The 22,498-nt window shown below is 50.2% G+C and carries 19 protein-coding genes; 14 read left to right on the plus strand and 5 right to left on the minus strand.

Features of this window, described 5'->3' with window-relative positions; translation table 11 throughout:
• Nucleotides 1–464 precede the first annotated feature (464 nt).
• The 5 genes from RF679_RS16930 (at nucleotide 465) to RF679_RS16950 (ending at nucleotide 4,185) form a co-directional block, all read left to right on the plus strand.
• Nucleotides 465–815, plus strand: a complete 351-nt coding sequence (locus RF679_RS16930; protein WP_309481805.1) for a hypothetical protein — start codon at nucleotides 465–467, stop codon at nucleotides 813–815.
• A gap of 26 nt (nucleotides 816–841) precedes the next feature.
• Nucleotides 842–1,783, plus strand: coding sequence for a DUF1152 domain-containing protein (locus RF679_RS16935; RefSeq protein WP_309481806.1), 942 nt, complete (start codon nucleotides 842–844; stop codon nucleotides 1,781–1,783).
• 399 nt (nucleotides 1,784–2,182) lie between these two features.
• Nucleotides 2,183–2,473 (plus strand): hypothetical protein, encoded by a 291-nt coding sequence (locus RF679_RS16940; protein WP_309481807.1) that lies wholly within the window; start codon nucleotides 2,183–2,185, stop codon nucleotides 2,471–2,473.
• A 188-nt stretch (nucleotides 2,474–2,661) separates the two neighbouring features.
• Nucleotides 2,662–3,510, plus strand: coding sequence for a DUF4349 domain-containing protein (locus RF679_RS16945; RefSeq protein WP_309481808.1), 849 nt, complete (start codon nucleotides 2,662–2,664; stop codon nucleotides 3,508–3,510).
• Between the two features lie 102 nt (nucleotides 3,511–3,612).
• Complete coding sequence (locus RF679_RS16950) at nucleotides 3,613–4,185, plus strand: class I SAM-dependent methyltransferase (RefSeq protein ID WP_309481809.1); 573 nt, start codon at nucleotides 3,613–3,615, stop codon at nucleotides 4,183–4,185.
• A gap of 70 nt (nucleotides 4,186–4,255) precedes the next feature.
• Here RF679_RS16950 and RF679_RS16955 read toward each other — a convergent pair whose 3' ends face one another.
• Both RF679_RS16955 and RF679_RS16960 read right to left on the minus strand, forming a co-directional pair.
• Entirely contained in the window at nucleotides 4,256–4,669 is a 414-nt protein-coding gene (locus tag RF679_RS16955) for a hypothetical protein (RefSeq protein WP_309481810.1), read from the minus strand.
• 155 nt (nucleotides 4,670–4,824) lie between these two features.
• The gene (locus RF679_RS16960; protein WP_309481811.1) at nucleotides 4,825–5,043 is read right to left on the minus strand and encodes a DUF3079 domain-containing protein; all 219 of its coding nucleotides are present in this window, start codon (nucleotides 5,041–5,043) and stop codon (nucleotides 4,825–4,827) included.
• A 180-nt stretch (nucleotides 5,044–5,223) separates the two neighbouring features.
• Between RF679_RS16960 and RF679_RS16965 the strand changes: the two genes are divergently transcribed.
• The 3 genes from RF679_RS16965 to RF679_RS16975 all read left to right on the plus strand — a co-directional run bounded on the left by RF679_RS16965 (nucleotide 5,224) and on the right by RF679_RS16975 (nucleotide 9,713).
• Entirely contained in the window at nucleotides 5,224–6,411 is a 1,188-nt protein-coding gene (locus tag RF679_RS16965; RefSeq protein ID WP_309481812.1) for an HPP family protein, read from the plus strand.
• Nucleotides 6,412–6,621: 210 nt separating this feature from the next.
• Nucleotides 6,622–9,144 carry an alpha-glucosidase gene (ygjK, locus tag RF679_RS16970; protein ID WP_309481813.1) on the plus strand — a complete coding sequence of 841 codons (2,523 nt, stop codon included), beginning with the start codon at nucleotides 6,622–6,624 and terminating at the stop codon, nucleotides 9,142–9,144.
• A gap of 122 nt (nucleotides 9,145–9,266) precedes the next feature.
• Complete coding sequence (locus tag RF679_RS16975) at nucleotides 9,267–9,713, plus strand: hypothetical protein (protein WP_309481814.1); 447 nt, start codon at nucleotides 9,267–9,269, stop codon at nucleotides 9,711–9,713.
• Here RF679_RS16975 and RF679_RS16980 read toward each other — a convergent pair.
• Nucleotides 9,710–13,333, minus strand: a complete 3,624-nt coding sequence (locus RF679_RS16980; RefSeq protein WP_309481815.1) for a two-component regulator propeller domain-containing protein — start codon at nucleotides 13,331–13,333, stop codon at nucleotides 9,710–9,712. The genes RF679_RS16975 and RF679_RS16980 overlap by 4 nt on opposite strands.
• Before the next feature lie 366 nt (nucleotides 13,334–13,699).
• On the opposite strand from RF679_RS16980, the gene RF679_RS16985 reads away from it, so the two are divergent.
• Complete coding sequence (locus RF679_RS16985) at nucleotides 13,700–14,176, plus strand: FKBP-type peptidyl-prolyl cis-trans isomerase (protein ID WP_309481816.1); 477 nt, start codon at nucleotides 13,700–13,702, stop codon at nucleotides 14,174–14,176.
• 177 nt (nucleotides 14,177–14,353) lie between these two features.
• Here RF679_RS16985 and RF679_RS16990 read toward each other — a convergent pair whose 3' ends face one another.
• Nucleotides 14,354–15,049, minus strand: coding sequence for a transposase (locus RF679_RS16990; RefSeq protein WP_309481817.1), 696 nt, complete (start codon nucleotides 15,047–15,049; stop codon nucleotides 14,354–14,356).
• A gap of 115 nt (nucleotides 15,050–15,164) precedes the next feature.
• On the minus strand, nucleotides 15,165–15,518 hold the full coding sequence (locus RF679_RS16995) for a hypothetical protein (protein WP_309481818.1): 354 nt from the start codon (nucleotides 15,516–15,518) through the stop codon (nucleotides 15,165–15,167).
• A gap of 288 nt (nucleotides 15,519–15,806) precedes the next feature.
• Between RF679_RS16995 and RF679_RS17000 the strand changes: the two genes are divergently transcribed.
• From RF679_RS17000 to nirB, 5 genes are all read left to right on the plus strand, one after another.
• Entirely contained in the window at nucleotides 15,807–16,454 is a 648-nt protein-coding gene (locus tag RF679_RS17000; RefSeq protein ID WP_309481819.1) for an ANTAR domain-containing response regulator, read from the plus strand.
• Between the two features lie 629 nt (nucleotides 16,455–17,083).
• A complete protein-coding gene (locus RF679_RS17005) occupies nucleotides 17,084–18,247 on the plus strand; it encodes a CmpA/NrtA family ABC transporter substrate-binding protein (RefSeq protein ID WP_309484040.1) in 1,164 nt (387 codons plus the stop codon).
• 8 nt (nucleotides 18,248–18,255) lie between these two features.
• The gene (ntrB, locus tag RF679_RS17010; protein ID WP_309481820.1) at nucleotides 18,256–19,197 is read left to right on the plus strand and encodes a nitrate ABC transporter permease; all 942 of its coding nucleotides are present in this window, start codon (nucleotides 18,256–18,258) and stop codon (nucleotides 19,195–19,197) included.
• Nucleotides 19,198–19,210: 13 nt separating this feature from the next.
• Nucleotides 19,211–20,020 (plus strand): ABC transporter ATP-binding protein, encoded by an 810-nt coding sequence (locus RF679_RS17015; RefSeq protein ID WP_309481821.1) that lies wholly within the window; start codon nucleotides 19,211–19,213, stop codon nucleotides 20,018–20,020.
• A gap of 47 nt (nucleotides 20,021–20,067) precedes the next feature.
• Complete coding sequence (gene nirB, locus RF679_RS17020; protein WP_309481822.1) at nucleotides 20,068–22,497, plus strand: nitrite reductase large subunit NirB; 2,430 nt, start codon at nucleotides 20,068–20,070, stop codon at nucleotides 22,495–22,497.
• Nucleotide 22,498 lies beyond the last annotated feature (1 nt).

The following is a 22,498-nucleotide window of genomic DNA, read 5'->3' on the forward strand; positions in this document are numbered from 1 at the left end:
ACATTAAAAAATCAAACTTGGGCTCAAGAATAGTGCAGTGCAATAGGAAAAACAACAAGAAAAAATAGGGTCAGAGCGTTTAAAAAGTGGTCTTAAAACGGCATATTATTTAAAAGGGACAGTGTCCATTTACGCAGGTATTTTATGCAGAGTGAAAACTTGCATTCAAGCCTTTCAGTAGCATGGTATGAGGGATCGAAGTGGTTTGTTAGAGTTTTACTTAGACTTGTACAACGCTATCAAAAAAACTCGAGTGTAGCGTTCAAAAAGAGGAATCCCCCTTCAGCCTGCACGACCTCACATCAAGAAATTGAAGCTACCATCATTATCAATAAGCTCACTATTTATCGAAAAACGCATGTAGTATTGTTAATTTTAAACGCTCAACGCGACCGCATTTCAAGTACGAGCGAATGCGCCACTTTCGCCGAAACAAGTAAATAGAAAAATTAAGAGACCCCACGATGCAAAGATCAATCGCCCTCAGCTTTGCTTTTGTAATGTGCGCCTTCACCGGTTGCGATGCGAAACAATCGTCACAAGACACGCTCTATAGCGGTGACTATTTCTATAATTTCGAAAATGCGATCTTCACACAAGATGGACAGGAAGAAGAATGGTGTGTCAGCGGCCTCTCTTTGGCGAAAGCAGAGCGGCAAGGTGAAAACGGCCAAGATCCATGGGGCACGACCCATCTCGTACTACGTGGCAAACTTGGCCCATTAGGCAGTTATGGCGGCCTTGGACGATGTAAGCGAATTCTCGAGGTCACCGAGATTATCGAAATTAGCAATATGCGCGGCCCTGATGGTTGAGCGCTACCCAACTTATCCACACTCATATGCAAACACCATTCTTCGAACAAACACAATCCGCGAGAAACATACTTCTAGTTGGTGCAGGCGGTGGCTTTGACATTGTCAGCGGCATCGCCTTGTATTCTCATTTCCGTCAGCAGGGAAAAAGCTTAGTTTTGGCCAACCTTTCCTTTAGCGCGCTCGATTTTTCTGGAAGCGAGGAAGTATGCCCTGGGACGTTTCGAATCAGTCGTCAATCCGATGACTTACCGTATTTCCCCGAAAAATATATCCTCGACTGGATTGCGGACGCAGGACATGAATGTCCGCCGATGTACGGATTCTCAGACCAAATAGGTGTGCGACCGCTCGCTGCTGGATATACACATATCATCGAACAACATCACATCGATACCATTATTTTGGTTGATGGAGGTACAGACAGTTTGATGTTTGGCGATGAAGTTCGGGTTGGTACCATCATTGAAGATGCGTGCTCTATCGTGGCCGCGAATCTGGTCATGCCCAATCATGCTTATTTGGCCGCTATCGGCTTTGGAGTAGAACATGATTTCAATCACCATGCCTGCTTGGAAAATATCGCAACGCTCAGCCGCAGCGGTAGTTTTTTGGGTTCAATCGCACTGACCAACGACATGCAGGAAGGAAAAGACTTCGTATCCTTAGTCGAATACTTAAATCAAAAAATGCCTTTGCACCGCAGTATCGTCAACAACTCAATTGCTAGCGCGGTGATTGGCAGCTTTGGTGACCAACACTTCACGCAGCGCACCAAAGGTAGTACGCAATTTGTGAGCCCATTCATGAGCCTGTACTGGTTCTTCAATTTAAAAGGGATTCATGAGCACCTTCAATTTGCGCGCGACATCATCAACACGGAAACGAAAGGCGACATCGTCGAGGTCTATCAACGCCATCGGTCAACAACACCAAGACGCCCCGACGCGAAGATTCCATTGACTTGATGCAGCACACGATCCCCGTTAATGTCGATAACAAATAAACTGAAAACTGTTTGACGATTGAACTGACTTTACCACTCATCAAGTCACTACAAGAATTCACTCGATTCTCAACTAAAGACAAACCACAGCAATTTTGAGATCCCTACAAACCATGCGAAAACTGTACCTCCAAGCCTTCATCCTCGGCATCACAATCATCAATCCACTCTCTGCTGAAGCTGCAACCGAAGCCTTAAGCGCATGGGAGAAGTGGCTCGCACGACCCAGCGCTGACGCGGCTCAGCAGGTTCGAGAGATAGCGTATGGGTCCAATTCACGTCAAGCAATTGATCCAGACATGCGCCTCACACGCGACCTCAAACTTTTAGAAAAGAGATTGTCGCAAAAAAAAAGGGCGCTTTGGAGATCGCTATTCGCTTGACGGCAAGCACAGAACCTGGCGATGTATTGGAAAGTCTGTATGAGATGTTGGGGCGCGCAGCGGCATCGAGGCCGCGTCATTTTCTGCAGGCGCTTCTGCAGGAAAATCAAGGGCGTAGCTGCCTAGGCGTTAACTTTCTTGGTGAGCGATTTGTCGATGATTTCAAGGCACAAAAGGCCGAGATTGCTAGACGCAAAAGCAAACTACGAGATGTCAAAGCGCCTCATCTCAAAGATATCCGTGATCTTTGTTTGAAAACACTGGGATGACTACTTCCAAAGCTTACGTCACACTTAAAACCTATGATTCAACATCCTGTAGCTTCCATAGTCGCAATTGCTGTCAACTAAAGCTGTCAACTAAACACCAGCTGAAGCATTAATTCCCGATTAGGCGACGAATTCGAACACCCAACTTCATTCCAGATCAACGTCACTCTTCCTTGAGGACCTCCATCATGCCGCTCAGTGCGACCTACTTTTTTTCAGCATCGACGAAGCCCAAATTTTTCGGCACTTGCCTCTATGCGCTGATCACTGCAAGCATTTTATCGCTCTGCGCATGTTCCAAAGCGGAATTGGGCGGAGCACAGACGAGCAAAGACCCCTCAGCAACCAAGACATCAAGTAATCACTTCTTAGCCTACCAACATCAAGTGAGATTAGAGCTCGAAGCGGAACGCATCGGCACGGTCAGCGCGCAATTGGAGAAAGTTTGTGCCGCCGCTGTCAATGAACATTGCGAACTGCTAGAGTCTCAGTTGAACACAGGACATGGCAGTAGCGCGAACTTGAAATTTCGAGCAAGTCGCGCAGGCATTAAATCTATCCTGTTAGAGTTAGAAAAACTTGGCAAAGTCATCGATCAATCAACGACGGCAGAAGATCTCGCAGGACCGATCGGTGATACTAAAAAGAAGCAGGAACTCTTGACCGACTACCGCCAACGCCTCGAAGCTTTACGAGAGCGTGCCAAGAATGATGTGGATGCGCTCATCAAGGTCAACAAAGAACTCGCACAGGTGCAAAGTGATTTAGAGGCCTTGAACGGAAAATATGCGCAACTGCAACAGCGCGTCGATACTGAAATACTCTATGTCCGTTTGTCGAGTATCGAACAGTCCTCGTTCTCGGCCCCCTTGAAGAATGCCTTGCACGATTTTTCCAGCAACTTAGCGCAAGGGTCCGCCTCAGCCATTACAGGATTTGCTTACCTCTTACCTTGGTCGATTTTACTGAGCCTCTGTTTCATCGTAATACGTAAAGTCTGGCGCTGGCGTAAAGATAAAAAAGTGCCAATGAAGTAATAAGCGTAGGTTTGGTGATATTTTGGCGCAAGCTACATGCCTAACCGAATATGGAAGTCAGTCTGCGCAATAAATTTTCTCAATTACCAAGGTGTTTTTACTATGCCACAATCGTCTTATGAATCTCACGCAGGAAAGTTCATAGAACTGCGCAGCGTATCGTCGATTGGCGTGGAAACTTTACAAAGTTGGTCCGATCGTCTAACAAGCCCAGCACGAATTCTCGACATTGGTTGCGGCTCCGGAAAACCACTCGGCATAACTCTCGCAGGACGCGGTCATCTACTCTTCGGGATTGATTGCTCCGCAACCCTTGCCAAACTCTATGAACAGACCGTCCCCAAATCACGCGTTGAATGCGCAAACTTTCTCAAGTCAGATTGCTTCCACTTGAAATTTGATGCAACGATCGCGATTGGTGTGATCTTCCTGCTCACGTCCGAGCAACAACAAGAAATGATTCGGAAGATTGCTAGCTGTCTTGCCCCCAAGGGGCATGTTCTCTTCACTGCTCCGACTCAAGTCCATCAATGGAAAGATGTAATAACAGGCAGCATTTCGACTTCCTTAGGCCGAGAACAATATCTGAAAATCGGCATTGAGTCCGGTCTACGCTTAGTCGATGAATACCAAGATGAGGGGGGCAACCATTACTATGCGATGCTAAAGTGCTAGAACCGCCAACTCGAACTCAATTATTTTGGTTGGCGATGAACGACATCCAAAAACCGCACTCACGATTCGATTAGGGCGCTGAAGTACTAGCAATCCCATGCTGCTCCAACCACTGATACGCCGCAGCCAAATCCAGACTACGTTCATACGGAACCAGCTGTTGCGCTCTTTGCGATAAGGTCTCCACCAAACGCACATGCAGCTCTGATGGCAATAATCCGGTGAAGGCCACCATGCCATGTTTGACGCCGACTTCAAAGAAGTGCCACCACGCTTCGATTGCCTCTGGTGTCGCGCCGGCCCATTGCCGCGCATCACTCAACAATCCCCAAGGCTTGCCTCCGTGCTCCTCCCATAGTGGTAATGAAGCCTGCAGTAGTTGACGTGCTGTGATGTCGTTCCACACATCAAAATACTCGACGAAAAATACATCGCCCTGCCATTGAATCTTAAACTCACCGTGAGGTTTTGGTATGAATCGCATGGATCTTGGCTCCTGAAGATAAGACCATCATAGCCAACTCAGGTAAGTGCGACAAGCTCACTCACTGCCCCTGTCGTTTCTGCACGAATGCAGCCCATATCGATGGGCGGGAACCCAAACAACTTATCGCGTCGTGCTGCAAATATGGAAGCGGACTAAGTCTCGAGCTCGGCAGAAGAACTGCTTGGTAATGCGGGCGTCACTTGCGGAATAGAGTCGTGATGCCAGTCCTCGCCAAACAATTCCATAGGATGTGCAGTCCGATCCGCGCCGTTACCGCAGGCCAAAGAATCACTTGGACAATAGCGATCACACCCCCAACATAGGCGCTCAGGATGGGATGGATGCAAAGGAAATTTTTTGGCGACTGTCATTCCCTTACTCTGGCACGAGGGAGCCGCAAATGAAACGAAAGTCGGGAGCGAACGATGTATTTTTTGATGCAGCACAAGAAAAATACATCGCGGTGAAGCACTTCTCTCGACTTTTTGCGCGGGTACAGAACAATCGCATTTCATCCTCAAAAAGACTGCTCCCCGTACATAGGCTATGGCTTGAAAACCAGTTTTTATATCGCCAGCTTGAAAGCTGTACTGCAGCGTTTCGCCCCTATTTCGACCACACTCAGTTGGCGCGATCGTTGGCGGGCTAGCCTCGGCGCGCTCTGTGGACTGATGAGTGCGAGTTGGATAAGTTATCTGCTGTTTGGCCACGCCAGTATGCCCTTACTGATCGCCCCAATGGGCGCGAGTGCAGCATTAATTTTTATCCTCCCCTCGTCACCGTTGGCGCAACCTTGGGCCGTGGTATTCGGCAATAGCATTTCAGCCTTGGTGGGGGTTGCCTGCATCCACCTGTTTCAAGCGCATGCCGCCGTCGCCGCACTGGCGGTCACGCTGGCCATCCTCGCCATGTTCATCACACATAGCCTACATCCGCCTGGCGGCGCGATTGCGTTGCTGGCGGTCTTGGGCGATAGCAACATCAGTAGCCTCTCTTGGCACTATGCGCTCGCCCCCGTGGCGCTGCAATCACTGTGTTTAGTCGTCTGCGCACTCGCGTATCACAAGTTGCATACGATTTCCTATCCGCATACCGATTCCAAACAAAGCAATCTTCATCGTACTGGCGACCAAGTCATCAGCGCCAGGCTTGGTGTCAGCGATGCGGACCTTGATGCCGTGCTCGAACAACAAGGCACCATGCTCGATATCACGCGTGCCGATTTACAGTCACTCATCAGTCAAGTGGAAATTCAAGTACACCAGCGCCACCACGGCACAATCCGGTGTAAGGATATTATGTCGCAGCATCTCGTCACCGTCGAATTTGAAACTTCCTTGGAGCAGTGTTGGCAGCTCCTGCGCACACACAAAATTGGTAGTCTTCCCGTGGTCACCGCCGAGCAAAACATCATCGGCGTCATCAGTCTCATTGATTTCTTGAAGCATGCAGGGCTCGATGTCTATCACGATTTCGATCTGCGCCTACGACAGGTTTTGGACCAGGCTCGCGCCTTGAGTGGCAGCGAGGTGTCAGTTGCTGGCCATATTATGAGTGGACAACCGATCACCGCCTCAAGCGAAAGTAATATCTTAGAACTGGTGCCGCTTTTCAGCGATCACGGGCTTCACTCGGTACCCATCGTGGACGCATCCAAACGTCTGTGTGGGATCGTCACTCAATCTGACCTGATCGCAGCCTTGTATCAACTGCAGATCAGCGCACTGAGGACGCATTGAGAACCCACAAGGATTACATCCTTGCTTTACCGTGCATAACGCCGCATAAACATGTTCCCCACAACTAAGACTTAAGCGAGCAAGTGCTATCACCAAAACGCACCTAATCTTGCTTAAATCCTGCTCGAAACGCGACGCATTCTGGCTTAAGATGACGACTTGATATATTAAGGATCATTTAAAAATTATCAGTCTTCCCTTAAGTCATTTATGTTTTCTGCCCTCACCAAACTCATACACCGATACGCCACGCAGCTGCGCCGCCAAATTCCACTCGCTCGCAGCACCTATTTCCTGCTGTTGATCATTGGCCACGCCTCTGCACAAGCACCCAGTGAGGAAATCGGACGGCAAACGATAGAGCGGCGTGGTACACCGATGGCGATGCAAGATTTTGATCCCTACGCCAATCAACGATTTAATCCATGGTTCGATCGGGGAAGTTGGCATGGCTTCCTTTTGCCAGAGTCCGTCGAAGATCGTGGCGGCTTTAACGGCCCCATGATCGTCGCCGAAGAATACGGTGTGTTTCTCGCTCGAGCCTTTGATGTGATCGATGTTTTCGATGTAACGCAGCAACGTATGCTGACGAAAGCCGATGCCCAGTGGCAGATCCGTGCCGAGGGCGGCAGTCTACACCAAAATCTACGCTGGCCAGATTTAAGTCTGGGCTTGGAGTTGCGCTTCGTATCCAGTCATACGGCCTTGATACAAATCCGCGTTCACAACCACACACAAAATAGGCGAACGATTCAACTACGCTGGCATGGTAGTTTGCTCGATCAATGGCAAACACAAGACAGCGCGAAAGCAGAGAAGAAAGTCCAGATCGCTCGATTCGACGCTAAGTTTCCTCATTGGTCACGCACTTTACGCGCCGATGCGTACGCGCTTTATGTGGACCTCGGACGCGTTCGCGCCCCGAGCGAATTAATGATCTCTGGCAGCGGCAGTTATTGGATCACGCGTCAACTGCCAAGCCAAACCCACATACAAGGCTTGTCATACACCAGCACTAGCGATGACATTCAAGTTCCTCCTGATGGCGATTTCACGACCTACACGGCCCATCATTACGCGCTTGATCAGCAAGATCGTCAGCAAGCCGAGTCCAGTGTGAAAAGCAGCATGGCGCACGTACAAAATCAATGGCGTGCAGCGGAACAATCGTGGCACGCACGATCACAAAGCGCGCGTTCTGCACTACAAAAAAAGGCTATGGAAACCTTAGTCAATAACTGGCGTCGCCCCGCTGGAGCTCTGCGCTTTGACGGTGTGGTGCCGTCGACCACATCGCGCTGGTTTAATTGCATGTGGGCGTGGGATAGTTTTAAACAAGCCTACGCACTGAGCGACTTCGATCCCAATCTCGCAAAACAACAAATGCGTTTGATGTTATCGGTGCAAATTAGCGCTCAAGATCCGATTCGGCCGCAAGATGCAGGCATGATCATCGACGATGTCTGCTATAACCAAGATCCGATTCGCGGCGGGGATGGCTATAACTGGAATGAACGCAACACCAAACCTCCACTGGCAAGTTGGGCCAGTTGGAAGATCTATCAAACTACACGTGATCGAGCTTGGTTAAAAGAGGTGTATCCCAAGCTGAAAGCTTTCCATCAATGGTGGTACACACATCGCGACACTAACAAAAATGGTCTAGTCGAATTCGGCGCAACACGCCACCCTGAGCATAATGACGAGAACGGTGCCCTGAAATTTTTTATCAAAAGTGATGCCCCATCTTGGAATCAGCGCTGCGAAAAAAGTGCTTCATTGGGATTAGTCTGCTACAGCATTGAACTCTACCGACAAGCACAAAAAGAAGGCCTCGCACCGATCGCGCCAGCACAAGAAGCGACTGGTTATGAGTCGGGCATGGATAACGCTGCGCGCTTTGGATTTATCGAAGACAATCAACTCGCAGACTACGCAAAATTACACCATGGCGGTGACCTCAAAGCGGCACGCCAAGATTGGCAAGTCGATTTCTTTGAGAATCGCGCGACATCGAGTCATGGAAACGACGGCATACACGGCAAACAAGGCGAGTTACTCGGGTACTCGATGAATCAAGAATCCGTCGACCTCAACGCCTTTCTGTATGCAGATAAACTCTACCTCGCCAAGATGGCACAAGTGCTGGGTCTGCAAAGTGATGCAAGACAGTGGCGACAACAAGCACGCTCACTCAAACAGAAAATCAATCAATGTTTTTTCGATGCAAGCACTGGTTATTTTTACGATAGAAAGATTCTGTCGCAGCAAGCAGATGCAACAGCATGTGGTGGCGGTCTTTTGCTGACACAACGTGGACGCGGTAGCGAAGCCTTTGCTGTTCTGTGGGCTGGTGCCGCCACGCCGCAACATGCGCGACGCACCATGCAGCACTGGCTAGCGCCACAGGAGTTCGCCAGCTATCTCGCCTTCCCTACCGCAGCCTTGAGCAATCCGGCCTTTCATCCCACCAGCTATTGGCGTGGACGCGTGTGGTTAGACCAAGTCTACTTCGCCCTCAAAGGCATGCAACACTATGGTGAAGGAAATGCCGCACGTCGCATTGCACAGCAAGTCATAGACCGCGCGGTTGGCGTGACGCAAATCGCACCATTCCGAGAGAACTACCATCCGCTGACCGGCGAGGGACAAGGGCCAGCCAATTTCAGTTGGACTGCAGCGCACTTTTGGATGATAGAGCGCGAGTTGCTACAGCACTTAGAGAGCAATTAAGAGCAAAGCAAAGGCGCCGCTGAGCGGACGCACAGCCACTCGAGTTTCGAGTACACTGCAGTGCTTATTCTTTTGAATAGACAATTCTATTCAGCTCAAATCCGACTCAAGAATGATTCTCTATGCGACTTGAACGTCTGTGCTTCCTGATCGTCACCGGCATCGCCACCTTTGGTGCCCTTATCCATTGGATCGCACCTTGGGTTGGTCTCGATTGGTATCGTTTTTTAACCTCACCGCAATGGGTGGTGAACTCAGTACGCCAGGGTACTTGGTATGCTCCAGTCGGTGCCGTGGTGGTTGGTGCTTTGATGCAAGCCTGTGGCGTGTTCGCGCTTTCGGCGACGGGGCTGTTACCAAGACTCTATCTACTGCGTACCGCACTCTGCTTTATCGCCTGCTTGTGCACCGTGAGAGGCCTGTTGATTTTTCCCTTATTGTGGATGGTACCCAAACAGCTCACGGCGTTCGATATCACCGCTTCCTTGGTATGGCTCACCGCGGGGTTTTGTATGGGCTTGGGAACCTTATTGCGCTGGCCTGCTTTACGTCCCCCGGCGCTCGCCTAACGCGATTCAAATTCGACGAAGAAAATAGTACCGCCTTCAGGGTTAGGCCCAAAGCCTATCGTACCATCCATTTTTTCAACCATCTCTTTGGCGATGGCCAGCCCCAGACCTGTACCGTCTTTGGCGCGCGTATCAGAAGCATCGGCTTGCGAAAACTTCTGGAAAATACGCTCGCTGAATTGAGGTGGAATTCCAGGACCTCGATCGACTACCTCGATGCGCACTCGATGTTCGCCAATCACCACAGTACGTAAACTGACCGTACCCGCTTTCGGAGAATACTTACACGCATTCGACATCAAGTTCGCCATCACTTGTGCGAAACGATCTGGATCAACCCGCAAACTTGCATTTACCAACCCATTTTCCAAGGCTAATTGAACGCCTAATTTTTGCGCGAAGGCTTGGTTCGATTCAATCACATCGGCCAACAATTTTTCGAGCGGCACTTGCTGGAAATTAAAGTCCATCATATTCGCTTCGATTTTCTGCATGTCCAAAAGATCGTTAATCAAACGTCCTAAACGCTCTGCATTGCCCAAGGCAATTTGTCCCAATTTCGCCGCTGCTGGCGGTAACTCGCCGGTGGCACCACCCACCATCAAACCGAGACCACCTCGAATCGCGGTCAATGGCGTACGTAATTCATGACTGACGGTCGAGACGAATTGCGTCTTTAGTTTTTCAACACGTCTTTGCTCGGTGACATCACGTACGATCAAAATAAACTTACGTTGCCCAGCGTCGGCAAAACCACTCAAAGACAACTCAGCGATAAACGGCGTGCCATCCGCGCGTTTGAGTTGCACTTCTAATTCGGTATGCCCTTTCTCGATAAAGTCGGGTGCTTGAATGCCTTGCTGTAGCCGCTCGCTGAGGTCCTCCACGCAAAGATCCAAAAACGAACCTCCTGTCATCAATTCGACTGAACTCGCAAATATCTCCAAACCAGCGCGATTACACGATTCTATGGTCCAATACTTGTCTGTCGTGAGAATCGCGTCTGCTGCATTTTGCAAGACTGTTTGCATCCGCTCTGCGTTATCACGATTGAGCTGCTGTTGTGCCAGCAACTCCTGCAAACGTACCGCGACCAAAGCTTCCAAGCGCGCTTGATCTCGTTTGAGATGCCCCACACGCCACAAGTAAATCACCCATAACAGTCCAGCAATGATGGCGGCGACTAACCAGCGGAACCAATTCGTTTGGTAGTATTGTGGCGGGATCTCAATGTTGACGCTGGTGATGTGATCACTCCAGATTCCAAGATCATTGGTCGCCTTTACTTGAAAAGTGTATTCACCTGGATTGAGATTTGTATACGTCGTATTGCGATGATCGGCATCAATCTCAACCCAATCACGATCAAATCCAGCGAGCCGATAAGCGTAACGATTGGCACTGGGGTTCGTGAAATGTAGGGCAGCGAACTCGATTGAGAAGACTGATTCCTGCCGCGCAATAGTCAAGCTTAATGGCGCGGTGACGGGACCTTGCAGAGCGACACCGTCGACGCCTTTGCCGGATTTTAAGGAACGGTTAAAGACACTAATGTCAGTGATGGCGACTTGCGGCGGCACCGAGATCCGCTGGACTTTCTCCGGCATTACCACGGTCATCCCTTTGGTCCCGCCAAAATACAGCAAGCCATCCGCACTACGATGAGAAGGACCGGCAAAATTGTCCGACAACCCATCACTCACCGTATAGCGATACACATCGCCCGTATCAGGCTGAAAGCTAATCAACCCGTCCACAGTACTCAACCAGAGACGACCTTTTAAGTCACTCTCAATCGCTACAATTTTGGCGCGACCGATACTATTCGGTCCGTCATAACGTACAAAGAAATAACTACCATCGGTTCTTTGAACTAATTGATTCAAGCCGTTAATAGTACCTACCCAAATACGACCTTTAGCGTCTTGAAATAAGGACGACACATTGTCAGCGCTAATACTTTCAGGGTCTTTCGGATCATGCTTAAAATGGCTGAATTTTCCGGTCGCCAAGTCAAGTAAATCCAAACCACCGCCAACCCATTCTGCGCCAGCCCACACCCTACCTTGCTGATCATGCAGAATGACCGTCGTACCCTTTGCACTGCGGCTATGCGGATCTTTAGGATCCGATTGATATTTGGTATAGGTCTTCTGCAGCGGATCAAAGTGAATCAGACTATCACCGGTGCCTAACCATATTTTTCCTCCAGCAGCTGGAGCTATCACGTTGATGTAGTCATCGGCGATGCTGCCGAAATGAAAAACAGAAAACTCATCTTTAGTCGGATCAAGCCGGTTCAGGCCAACCGAAGTCCCCACCCATAGTGGCCCATTATTTTCTTGATACAAGCTATACGCGAGGTCGTTACTCAGAGTACCTTTGCGCTTTTTATCGGCCTGATAGCGTTTCAACACCTCGCCAGTTTGCGGATCAAACAAAGCCACGCCGCTATTGCTGCTCAGCCAGAGCTTGCCATCGCCCTTACCGGCGATGCGTAGCAAGGAATTGTTGGGACGTGGATTTTGCACATCTGCATCGAAAGGGATAATGCGACGGAAGCCACGGCTATTGAGGTTGGCGAGTGCGATACCATCGGTGAGCGTTGCCACCCACAACATACCACCGCGATCATGCAAAACGGCGCGCACATCATCTGAGGGCAAACTATAGGGGTCAATCGCTTGCTTCACAAATTGCGTAAAGCGTTCACGTGGCGCATCCCAACGCAGCAAGCCTGCCGAGAGCGTCGCTGCCCACACCGCGCCATTCCGATCGCTATACAAATAATTCACGCGACTCGATGGCGAATCGAGACGTTTGCGGGTCTCCCATGCCTGTTTGGTATCCCACAGGACAACACCGTTCTCTGTGCCTATCCATAAACGTTTTTGATCATCGATAAATAGGGAGCGGACGATATTCAATTTCGAGTCAGGGGCGCTGTCACTGTCGACGCGGAAATGCTGGAACTTCTGCGAGCCAGGTGCCAAGTAGTCGAGACCTGCAGGCCAAGTACCCGCCCACACACCACCAGCATCGTCGACTGCAATCGCATTTAAGTCATTCTTTCCCAAACTATCAGGAAGCTTGGGATCATGTGCATACAGCGTGAACTTTCCGGTGTGCGGATCGAAGTGCTGTAAGCCGCCCCAAGTCGCTAACCATAAGCCGTCTTTGCCATCAGGAGCGATCACTTTAATGATGCGCTGATTGCTCGGACCGCCTTCCAAGATATAGCGCGTAAAGTTGTTGGTCTTGGGATTAAAGAGTGCCAGGCCGTTCTGTGTACCCGCCCAAATCCGGCCTTGCTGGTCTTCATATAAAGCCGAGATACGATCATGCGGCAAGCTGGTTGGATCGTTCGCTTGGCTCTGATATTTTTCGCTGTGATAACCATCAAAACGATACAAGCCAGCGTTATTGGTCCCTATCCATATAAAACCCTGACGGTCTTGCAGCAACGATAAAGTTGATAGTTGATCGGCCCCCAGGGCCGACAGACGTTGAAAGCGCAGTTCGGAAGTGGATGCTGCATGCACCGTGAAGCCGAGCACCATGGTCGCCAACAACAGGATGACGAGGCGATACACAGCCAACGGTGATAGGACTTTCTTCAATGCAGAACCTTCCGCAGCAAGCAAATTGAGAGTGAATCACATCCGAGATATTGAGGTCTGTCCAAGCGAGTTTTTGGCAGACTGGCAGGAGCACAATGTGCCCAATTCGCATTTACCCCACCTTCAATCAACTTTGCCAATGGAGTTACTGTGTGTCAACACATTTTCGGGCGAAACGGAATTGCCGCAACAGTCCATCTGAGAAGTAGCAAACAGAATTTGTATTTTCTATTAAGCTTATTGTTAAATTTATAGCAAATAATCATTTCTCTACACTCATTCTGAAATCCTAGCCCCTCAATCGAGACTAGGTTGACGCCTATTTCCGCTATCATGTCGGTTTTTCTGAAATTACCATTACCCGATATGAAAATAGATAAAGACAGCGTCGTCACACTCCGCCTCACCGTGAGCGAAAGCACAGGCAAAGTACTCGAAAACGGCAAGACACCGGTCGCGTATTTGCACGGTGGTTACGACAACTTGCTACCAAAAATTGAAGAAGCCTTGCAAGGTCAAGAACCTGGCTTCAAGGTAGCGATGACTTTGGTCCCCGAAGATGCGTTTGGCGTACGTGATGAAAGCCTGCTCCGTACCATTTCCAAGAAAGATTTTCCGCCGGGCGTCAAAGTCGGCGGCGCCATGCAAGGCGTCAATGATCAAGGCGAAGAAACCATCTACACCGTACTCAAAATCAAGGGCGACCAAGTGATGTTGGATGGTAATCATCCTTTAGCTGGTAAAACCTTGAAAGTTGGTGTGCACGTGCTTGAAGTACGTCCTGCAACACCAGAAGAAATCGCCCATCGTCACGTGCATGGCGAACACGGTCATCATCACTAAGAACAACGGGGCGGATGTTCGCCCTTCATCAGCCTGATTTTTGCGGGGCAATCTATCACGAGACGATCAGTACTCACCCGCCCCGCAGAACTCGCCCGTATTCAAAAAACCGCATCGATCGAAGCTCGCAATTCATTACTGACTGGATCGGGTCTCATGTTAAGAACACGCGGTGATTCAACCCACTAGTTTCTTTCGTGGCCTACCACGCGCGGCTGGTTCAACGCGCCGTTCGGTTAGCTTGGCCATTTCGGTTTTGTAAGCTTCCGATCCCAACAACCACGCTTTATTGGTGGCGTCATTGATCTGATTAAAATGCGCCGACGACAATCCACGTTCCAATAATGCCCGATAGGCCGCTTCGCGTTGGAACGGCGTATTACCCAGCCCCCAGTACATGGAATGATCGGCCACTAAAGGATCCGCGCGCAAACCCAAATGATGCTGACAACTCGACCACGCATAGCTCGCAGGCTCATGCGCCAAATGCAAGCGCACTGGCATTTCTTCGATCAAGACGCAACAAGGTAAAAAGTATTGCTGGGCTTCGATCACGGTCGCTTTAAAACGCCCCTGCCACAACAACCCTGAACGCTTATATTTCGCATTGAAATAAGGAACGTAATAACGCCCTAACCACTGCATTAATTTACCCAAACCTTCCGCATCTGAAGGCGTGGCCAGCAAATGAAATCGATCGGGCAAAATGCAATAGGCGTGCAAACTCAACTTATATTGCTTGAGCCCTGCCTTGAGCCAATCAGCAAAAGCCTGATAGTCGGCATGATCGGCAAAAATAGTTTTGCCATCAATGCCGGCCTGCGTGATGTGATGCGTTTGATGCGGAATGACCAGACGCGGAAGCCGTGCCATGAAAGAACACCCTTTGCTGTGATTCGAAAAAGAAGCCCTGAGAAATTGGGGACATTGTAGATCAAATCACGACCAGCGCCTAAAGAGTTCGTCATACCAGCCCACACCAAGCTCATTAGTGTCCTTGTAGTTTGAGGCGCAGCTCACAACGCGGCATCGCCAATTGCAGCATGCTGAGGACGATTCCAGCGATCTTACGAATACGCTCCAGCTCACCCGCCGCAATCACCACGCGTTGAGGTCGATAGCGTCGGACTTCACGCAGTAGCCGGAACAAACTTCCTTGCACACTCCGCCGCTCTGTTTCTCTACCTTCGAGCACGAGATCGAACCGTAAGCCGCCTTGCTGATGAAGGTGAATGGATAGAAATAGCTGTGGCTGCTTCGCTTCCTGCGCCTGCGTTGTTTCCTCAGTCTGTGGTTCTGTTTGAAATCGAGAATCGCTGTGTGGTGACGCCTCTAACATCATGGTCTCCTTGTCTAAATGGTTGGTGATCGATCAGCAACTGCGCCAGATCGAGCGTGACTAGCGTAAGCAAGCAAGGTGAAGACAACATGAAGCGAATGTGAAGTCATCTGAAAAAAGAATTGGTATAAGCCTCACCTCTGTTGACCATCGAATTTACTTTAGAAATCATCTGATGAAAAAGATAGCAAAGTTCACAATTCAACAAGGTGGCGCAGAACTTGCATTGAATCCTTGAGCGTTCTTGACTTCATAAAACGCCATTGATAATCAATATAGAAAGGGAAACGCATGCTGGACCCGCATGCTACCAGTCTTCGCATCGTGGTAATCAATACGATTAGCCACCCTCATGATCTTGAACAGGACCGCGATCCGCATCTGGAGGCACAACTCCAGCGTTCGCGCGACTTGCGCATAGGCTTGCTACAAGCGGGTTACAACGTCATCGCCTCCATCCCAGGTGACATCTATTTGATTGAACGCCTGACCCAGCTTCAACCTGATCTGATCATCATCGATGCTGAATCCGATGCGCGCGATGTGCTCGAAGATCTAGTGATGGTCAGCCGCGATGCGCCGCGCCCGATTGTGTTATTTACGGAAGAAGGGAATCCGTCACAACTCGCCGCCGCCATGAACGCGGGCGTTTCCGCCTATGTCGTCGCTGGGCTTCAAGTCGATCGCGTCAAGCCCGTCTTAGAAGTCGCTGTAGCGCGTTTTAACGCCGATCAAAAGCTACGCAATGAGCTGCACGAAACCAAGACCAAACTCGCCGAACGCAAGATCATCGACAAAGCGAAGGGAGTCTTGATGTCCAAGCATGGTCTGAGCGAAGAAGCAGCCTATCAAAAACTGCGCAAGCAAGCGATGGAAAAAAATCTCAGATTGGTTGATCTGGCGCAGCGCATACTCGATGTTGCAGATTTGCTCGGCTAGCAAGTCGCCTTTGAGTCATCCGTTCCAACTTGGTGCGACGCACAATTAATGCGCATACACCTCGACCCAAAGCAGTGCAATCACGTGCCGGTTCCCAATAAAAGTAATAAGACCACTGTCCCTTACTCTCAGTCCGCTCATTAGCTGCCATCGACAACAACAAAGCCTCGACACGAGAGGAAAACGAGAGCGAAATCAGCTTCTCTTACGCCAAGGCCAGATACCAACACCGTGCTCAAAGCTGCTCCACTCCAGACCACTCCAGCCCACTTTCTTTTGCCGCAGAAATCGTGGCACGCTCTTTGCTAAATCAAAATTGAACTACCGAATTTAAATGAGCCAGCCAACGGCGGTTGGCTTATTTCAGACAAAGGCGTCTTCACCGCACCCTGCGCATTTTTTGCGCACTCAGGGTCCGGTGCAGATGCCTTTTTTGTTTTACGCGATGAAAAACAGGAGCCAGCATGCCACACATGAAATTGAACAAAGACATTTCACACGATTCGGATACTCCGGCAAGCAACAGCATGAATCACAGAGAGGAAGCCTTGAACCATGACACAACGAACACTCCCCATTTTGGTCGTCGCCAACTCTTACAAGGTGCTGGTGCGCTGGCAGCTAGTGCCATGTTGAGCAATGGCGTATGGGCAGCAGGCTCCGACAAGCCTGAAAAAGAGGAAGTCAAAATCGGCTTCATTCCTTTGACGGATTGTGCGTCTGTGGTGATGGCCTCGGTGCTGGGCTTCGACAAAAAGTACGGAATCAAAATTATTCCAACCAAAGAATCTTCTTGGGCCAGTGTGCGCGATAAATTGGTCAATGGCGAACTCGATGCAGCGCACGTTCTATATGGCTTGATCTATGGCGTGCAATTGGGGATTGGCGGTCCGAAGAAGGATATGAATATTCTGATGACGCTCAATAATAATGGGCAAGCCATTACGCTCTCGAAAAAACTGGCGGACAAAGGCGCAGTGGATGGTCCTGGCCTCGCCAAACTGATGACGAGAGAAAAACGCGACTACACCTTCGCACAAACTTTCCCGACCGGCACTCATGCGATGTGGTTGTACTACTGGCTCGCTGCACACGGCATCAACCCGATGAAAGACGCCAAAGTGATTACCGTGCCACCACCGCAAATGGTGGCGAATATGCGGGTCGATAATATGGATGGCTACTGCGTTGGTGAGCCTTGGAATCACCGCGCCATTGCCGATGGCATCGGCATCACGGCCGTCACGACGCAAGATATTTGGAAAGACCACCCAGAAAAAGTCTTGGGCACTACGGCTGAATTCACACAAAAATATCCAAACACTGCGAGAGCCATGATCGCCGCGATCCTAGAGGCTAGCCGCTGGATCGATGCGTCCCTCAGCAACAAACAAAAAATGGCGGAAACGATTGCTGAGAAGTCCTACGTCAATACTTCGGTCGACGTCATCAACCAACGTATTTTGGGCCGCTATCAAAATGGACTAGGTAAGACTTGGGATGATCCTAACTACATGAAGTTTTTCAATGATGGTGCGGTCAACTTCCCTTACCTCTCCGATGGGATGTGGTTCCTGACCCAGCATCGCCGTTGGGGTTTGTTGAAATCTGATCCCGACTACCTGGCCGTTGCGCAAGCGGTGAACCGTATCGATCTGTACAAAGACGGCGCCAGTTTGGCCAAGGTCAACGTCCCGAAAGATCCTATGCGTAAAAGCAAATTGCTCGATGGCACAGTCTGGGATGGTAAGAATCCCGCCGCCTACGCTGCATCCTTCAAAATCAAAGCATGAGTGTGAGTATGACTGCCAGCCTAAGCCCCAGCAATTCCGTCAAATTGGCGAGCGAGACGTCTGTTTCCAACACGAGTAGTACGCCACTCAAAGTGAAGCCTTTACACGATAGCCATCAAGGCGCTAATGAAGAGGTCTACCACAATCGTGTGAAGCATTACTTTGCTCAAGCCAAAGCACTCGTCCGTAGTGGTTTCCTTTATCTCTTGCCACGTTTCTTGGGCTTAGCTTTGTTAGTCTTAATCTGGTCCATCATCGCGGAAAAGAACAATTCCTTGCCCTCACCGACTGCGACATGGCAGGAAGCGGTCAAGGTATTTTCTGACCCTTTCTATCAAAATGGTCCCAACGATCAAGGCATTGGCTGGAACATCTATGCCTCCTTAAAACGCGTCGCGGTTGGTTTTGGCTTGGCCGCTTTGTGTGGCATTCCGCTGGGCTTTTTGATTGGTCGCTATCGCTTCTTGAGTGGCATGTTCAATCCCATCATTAGCTTACTGAAACCTGTTTCTCCTTTGGCGTGGTTACCGATCGGTTTGTTGGTGTTTAAAGCGGCCCACCCGGCAGCGATTTGGTCGATCTTCATTTGCTCGATCTGGCCTATGTTGATCAATACGGCGATTGGGGTACAGCGCATTCCTCAAGACTATTTGAATGTGGCCAAGGTCTTGGATTTGAGCGCTTGGCGCGTCCTCACCCGCATCTATATTCCGAGCGTCTTGCCCTACATGTTGACCGGTGTGCGTTTGGCGATTGGCACGGCGTGGTTGGTCATCGTCGCCGCGGAGATGTTAACGGGTGGTGTTGGTATCGGCTTCTGGGTTTGGGATGAATGGAATAACTTGAATGTGCCACACATTCTGATCGCGATTGTGGTGATCGGTTTAGTCGGTCTCATTCTCGAACAAATTTTGATTGCAGCGGCACGCGCATTCACCTACGACGAATAAACAGGGTGCACTCATGGATCAACTTAAAAAGTATATTGAAGTTCAAAACGTCGAGATGTTTTTCGATACCAAGCGCGGTCGCTTTCATGCATTGAAAGACATCAACTTGAGTATCGCCAAAGGGGAATTTATCAGCCTGATTGGCCATTCTGGCTGTGGTAAATCGACACTACTGAATTTGCTCGCGGGACTCACGACCGCCACCAGCGGCACCTTGATTTGCGCGAATCGCGAAATCGCCGGTCCGTCTCCAGAACGTGGCGTGGTGTTTCAAAATCATTCCTTGCTGCCGTGGTTAAACTGTTTTGAAAATATCTATCTCGCCGTTGAACGCGTCTTTGGTCGCGCGGAGCGGGTCAGCAAATTAGTCGCCCGTACCCATCGCGCTTTGGACTTGGTCGGACTCAGCGCCGCTGAAAAGAAACGCCCGCATGAAATTTCCGGCGGTATGAAACAACGCGTCGGTATCGCTCGCGCTTTGGCGATTGAGCCAAAAGTCTTGCTGATGGATGAGCCGTTCGGTGCCCTCGATGCCTTGACACGCGCCCATTTGCAAGATGAGTTACTCCGTATCGTCGCGCAAACGCAATCGACTGTGGTGATGGTCACGCATGATGTTGACGAAGCCGTGTTGTTATCGGATCGCATCGTCATGCTCAGCAATGGTCCCGCCGCCACCATCGGAGAAATTCTAGAGGTCGATTTGCCGCGCCCCCGTGACCGCGTCGCCTTAGCCGATAACGCACGTTACGCTCAATGTCGAAGTGCGGTCTTGGAATTCTTGTATCACCGCCAAAGTCATCCACACAAAGACGCCGCTTAAGCTTTGTTGACAACACACTCGCATCTGCAGCACTGAGAAAGATCGCTATGAAGAAACAGAAATTAGTACTCATCGGTAACGGCATGGCCGGCATACGCACTCTCGAAGAGTTGTTGAAGTTAGCGCCGGACATGTATGACATCACCGTCTTCGGCGCCGAGCCGCATCCCAATTACAACCGCATTTTATTGTCACCCGTTTTAGCCGGCGAACAGACGCTGGAAGAAATCGTTCTGAATGACTTGGAATGGTATGCCAGCCACGGCATACACCTACATCTCGGCAAAGAGATCACCAAGATTGATCGCCAAAAACGCTGCGTGGTCGCGAGCGATGGTACCACTGCAGAGTACGATCGACTCCTGATTGCAACGGGATCCAGCCCCTTCATGCTACCGGTACCAGGCAAAGATTTAACAGGCGTGGTCGCTTATCGCGATATCAAAGATACCGAGGCCATGATCGCGGCCAGCAGCTCCGATACGCATGCCGTGGTGATTGGTGGCGGCCTACTGGGACTCGAAGCCGCCAATGGTTTGAAACAGCGCGGCATGCAAGTGACCGTGGTGCATTTACCAGCGTGGCTGATGGAGCGCCAACTCGATCGCACCGCTTCCAAACTCTTGCAATCGTCCTTGGAACAGCGCGGCTTACACTTTCTACTCGAGAAAAACACCGAGGCTATTCTGGGCGATGATCAAGGCAAGGTGCGCGCCGTACGTTTCAACGATGGCCTCGAAATTCCAGCACAACTCGTCGTGATGGCGGTTGGCATTCGCCCTAATACTGCCTTAGCTGAATCGGCGGGATTGCACTGTCATCGCGGCATCGTGGTGAATGACACCATGCAGACTTATGATCCGCGTATCTATGCAGTCGGTGAATGCGTGAATCATCGCGGCACGGTCTACGGCCTCGTCGCGCCTCTCTTTGAAATGGCCAAAGTATGTGCCAATCATTTAGCGAATTTCGGCATCGGTCGTTACCAAGGTTCACTCACCTCGACCAAACTCAAAGTGACTGGCATCGATCTCTTTTCTGCGGGTGACTTCAGTGGTAATGATCAGAGCGAAGAGATTATCTTGTCCGATCCGGTCGGTGGCGTGTATAAAAAATTGGTGATCAAAGACGACAAACTGATCGGTGCCTGTTTGTATGGTGACACCGTCGATGGGAGCTGGTATTTCAAACTGCTGCGCGAAGGAAAAAATATCGCCGAAATTCGCGACAGTTTGATGTTCGGCGAATCGAATACCGGCGATGTTGGCCACGAAGGTCACACTAAAGCGGCTGCCATGCGCGATGATGCCGAAGTGTGTGGTTGCAATGGCGTCTGCAAAGGCAGTATCGTCAAGGCGATCAAAGAAAAAGGCTTGTTCACTTTAGATGATGTGCGCAAGCATACCAAGGCCTCTGCTTCCTGTGGTTCTTGTACGGGCTTGGTTGAGCAAATCATTATGTTCACCGCTGGTGGCGATTATTCCGCCACGCCCAAACAAAAGGCCATGTGCGGTTGCACCGATCATTCACATGCCGCAGTACGCACTGCCATTAAAGAGCAACACTTAATAAGCATTGAACAAGTACAAACGAGCTTGGCATGGCGCTCGCCGAATGGCTGTGCAAGCTGTCGTCCCGCTTTGAACTATTACTTAATCTCGACCTGGCCCAAAGAAGCGGTGGATGATCCTCAATCACGTTTCATCAACGAACGTGCGCACGCCAATATTCAAAAGAATGGCACTTACTCGGTGATTCCGCGCATGTGGGGCGGTGAGACCAATGCCTCTGAATTGCGTCGTATTGCCGATGTGGTCGATAAATATCAAATCCCTACCGTGAAAGTCACAGGAGGGCAAAGGATCGATTTACTCGGTGTCAAAAAAGAAGATTTGCCGGCCGTGTGGCAAGACCTCGGCATGCCGTCAGGCCTCGCCTACGCCAAAGGCTTGCGTACCGTGAAGACGTGCGTCGGCAGTGAATGGTGCCGCTTCGGTACCCAAAACTCCACCTTAATGGGACAACAATTGGAGCGCGCCTTAGCTCGCATGTATGCACCTCACAAAGTGAAATTAGCTGTATCAGGTTGCCCGCGCAATTGTGCTGAAGCCGGTATCAAAGACGTCGGCGTGATTGGGGTCGAGTCCGGTTGGGAGATCTACGTCGGCGGCAATGGTGGCATCAAGACCGAAGTCGCGCAATTCCTCGTTAAACTCAAAACACATGAGGAAGTGATGGAGTATGCCGGCGCCTTTTTGCAACTATATCGTTTGGAGGGCTGGTATCTCGAACGCACCGTGCATTTCATTGCGCGGGTGGGACTCGATTACGTCAAGCAAGTCATCCTCAATGATCTTGAACGTCGTCGCGCTTTATACGAAGAACTTCTATTTGCGCTCGATGGTGTAGCCGACCCTTGGCATCAACCTCAAGCGGCGCAAGTCGATGTTCGTCAATTTTCATCCATTCAAGCTTAGA

This window comes from Undibacterium cyanobacteriorum (assembly GCF_031326225.1).
Classification (GTDB): Bacteria; Pseudomonadota; Gammaproteobacteria; order Burkholderiales; family Burkholderiaceae_D; genus Undibacterium; species Undibacterium cyanobacteriorum.

Coding starts and splice junctions, on each gene's coding strand:
- RF679_RS16930 (WP_309481805.1), top strand. CDS start 465: ATGCAAAGATCAATCGCCCTCAGCTTTGCTTTTGTAATGTGCGCCTTC.
- RF679_RS16935 (WP_309481806.1), top strand. CDS start 842: ATGCAAACACCATTCTTCGAACAAACACAATCCGCGAGAAACATACTT.
- RF679_RS16945 (WP_309481808.1), top strand. CDS start 2,662: ATGCCGCTCAGTGCGACCTACTTTTTTTCAGCATCGACGAAGCCCAAA.
- RF679_RS16950 (WP_309481809.1), top strand. CDS start 3,613: ATGCCACAATCGTCTTATGAATCTCACGCAGGAAAGTTCATAGAACTG.
- RF679_RS16955 (WP_309481810.1), bottom strand. CDS start 4,669: ATGCGATTCATACCAAAACCTCACGGTGAGTTTAAGATTCAATGGCAG.
- RF679_RS16960 (WP_309481811.1), bottom strand. CDS start 5,043: ATGACAGTCGCCAAAAAATTTCCTTTGCATCCATCCCATCCTGAGCGC.
- ygjK (WP_309481813.1), top strand. CDS start 6,622: ATGTTTTCTGCCCTCACCAAACTCATACACCGATACGCCACGCAGCTG.
- RF679_RS16975 (WP_309481814.1), top strand. CDS start 9,267: ATGCGACTTGAACGTCTGTGCTTCCTGATCGTCACCGGCATCGCCACC.
- RF679_RS16985 (WP_309481816.1), top strand. CDS start 13,700: ATGAAAATAGATAAAGACAGCGTCGTCACACTCCGCCTCACCGTGAGC.
- RF679_RS16990 (WP_309481817.1), bottom strand. CDS start 15,049: ATGGCACGGCTTCCGCGTCTGGTCATTCCGCATCAAACGCATCACATC.
- RF679_RS16995 (WP_309481818.1), bottom strand. CDS start 15,518: ATGATGTTAGAGGCGTCACCACACAGCGATTCTCGATTTCAAACAGAA.
- RF679_RS17000 (WP_309481819.1), top strand. CDS start 15,807: ATGCTGGACCCGCATGCTACCAGTCTTCGCATCGTGGTAATCAATACG.
- RF679_RS17005 (WP_309484040.1), top strand. CDS start 17,084: ATGTTGAGCAATGGCGTATGGGCAGCAGGCTCCGACAAGCCTGAAAAA.
- ntrB (WP_309481820.1), top strand. CDS start 18,256: ATGACTGCCAGCCTAAGCCCCAGCAATTCCGTCAAATTGGCGAGCGAG.
- RF679_RS17015 (WP_309481821.1), top strand. CDS start 19,211: ATGGATCAACTTAAAAAGTATATTGAAGTTCAAAACGTCGAGATGTTT.
- nirB (WP_309481822.1), top strand. CDS start 20,068: ATGAAGAAACAGAAATTAGTACTCATCGGTAACGGCATGGCCGGCATA.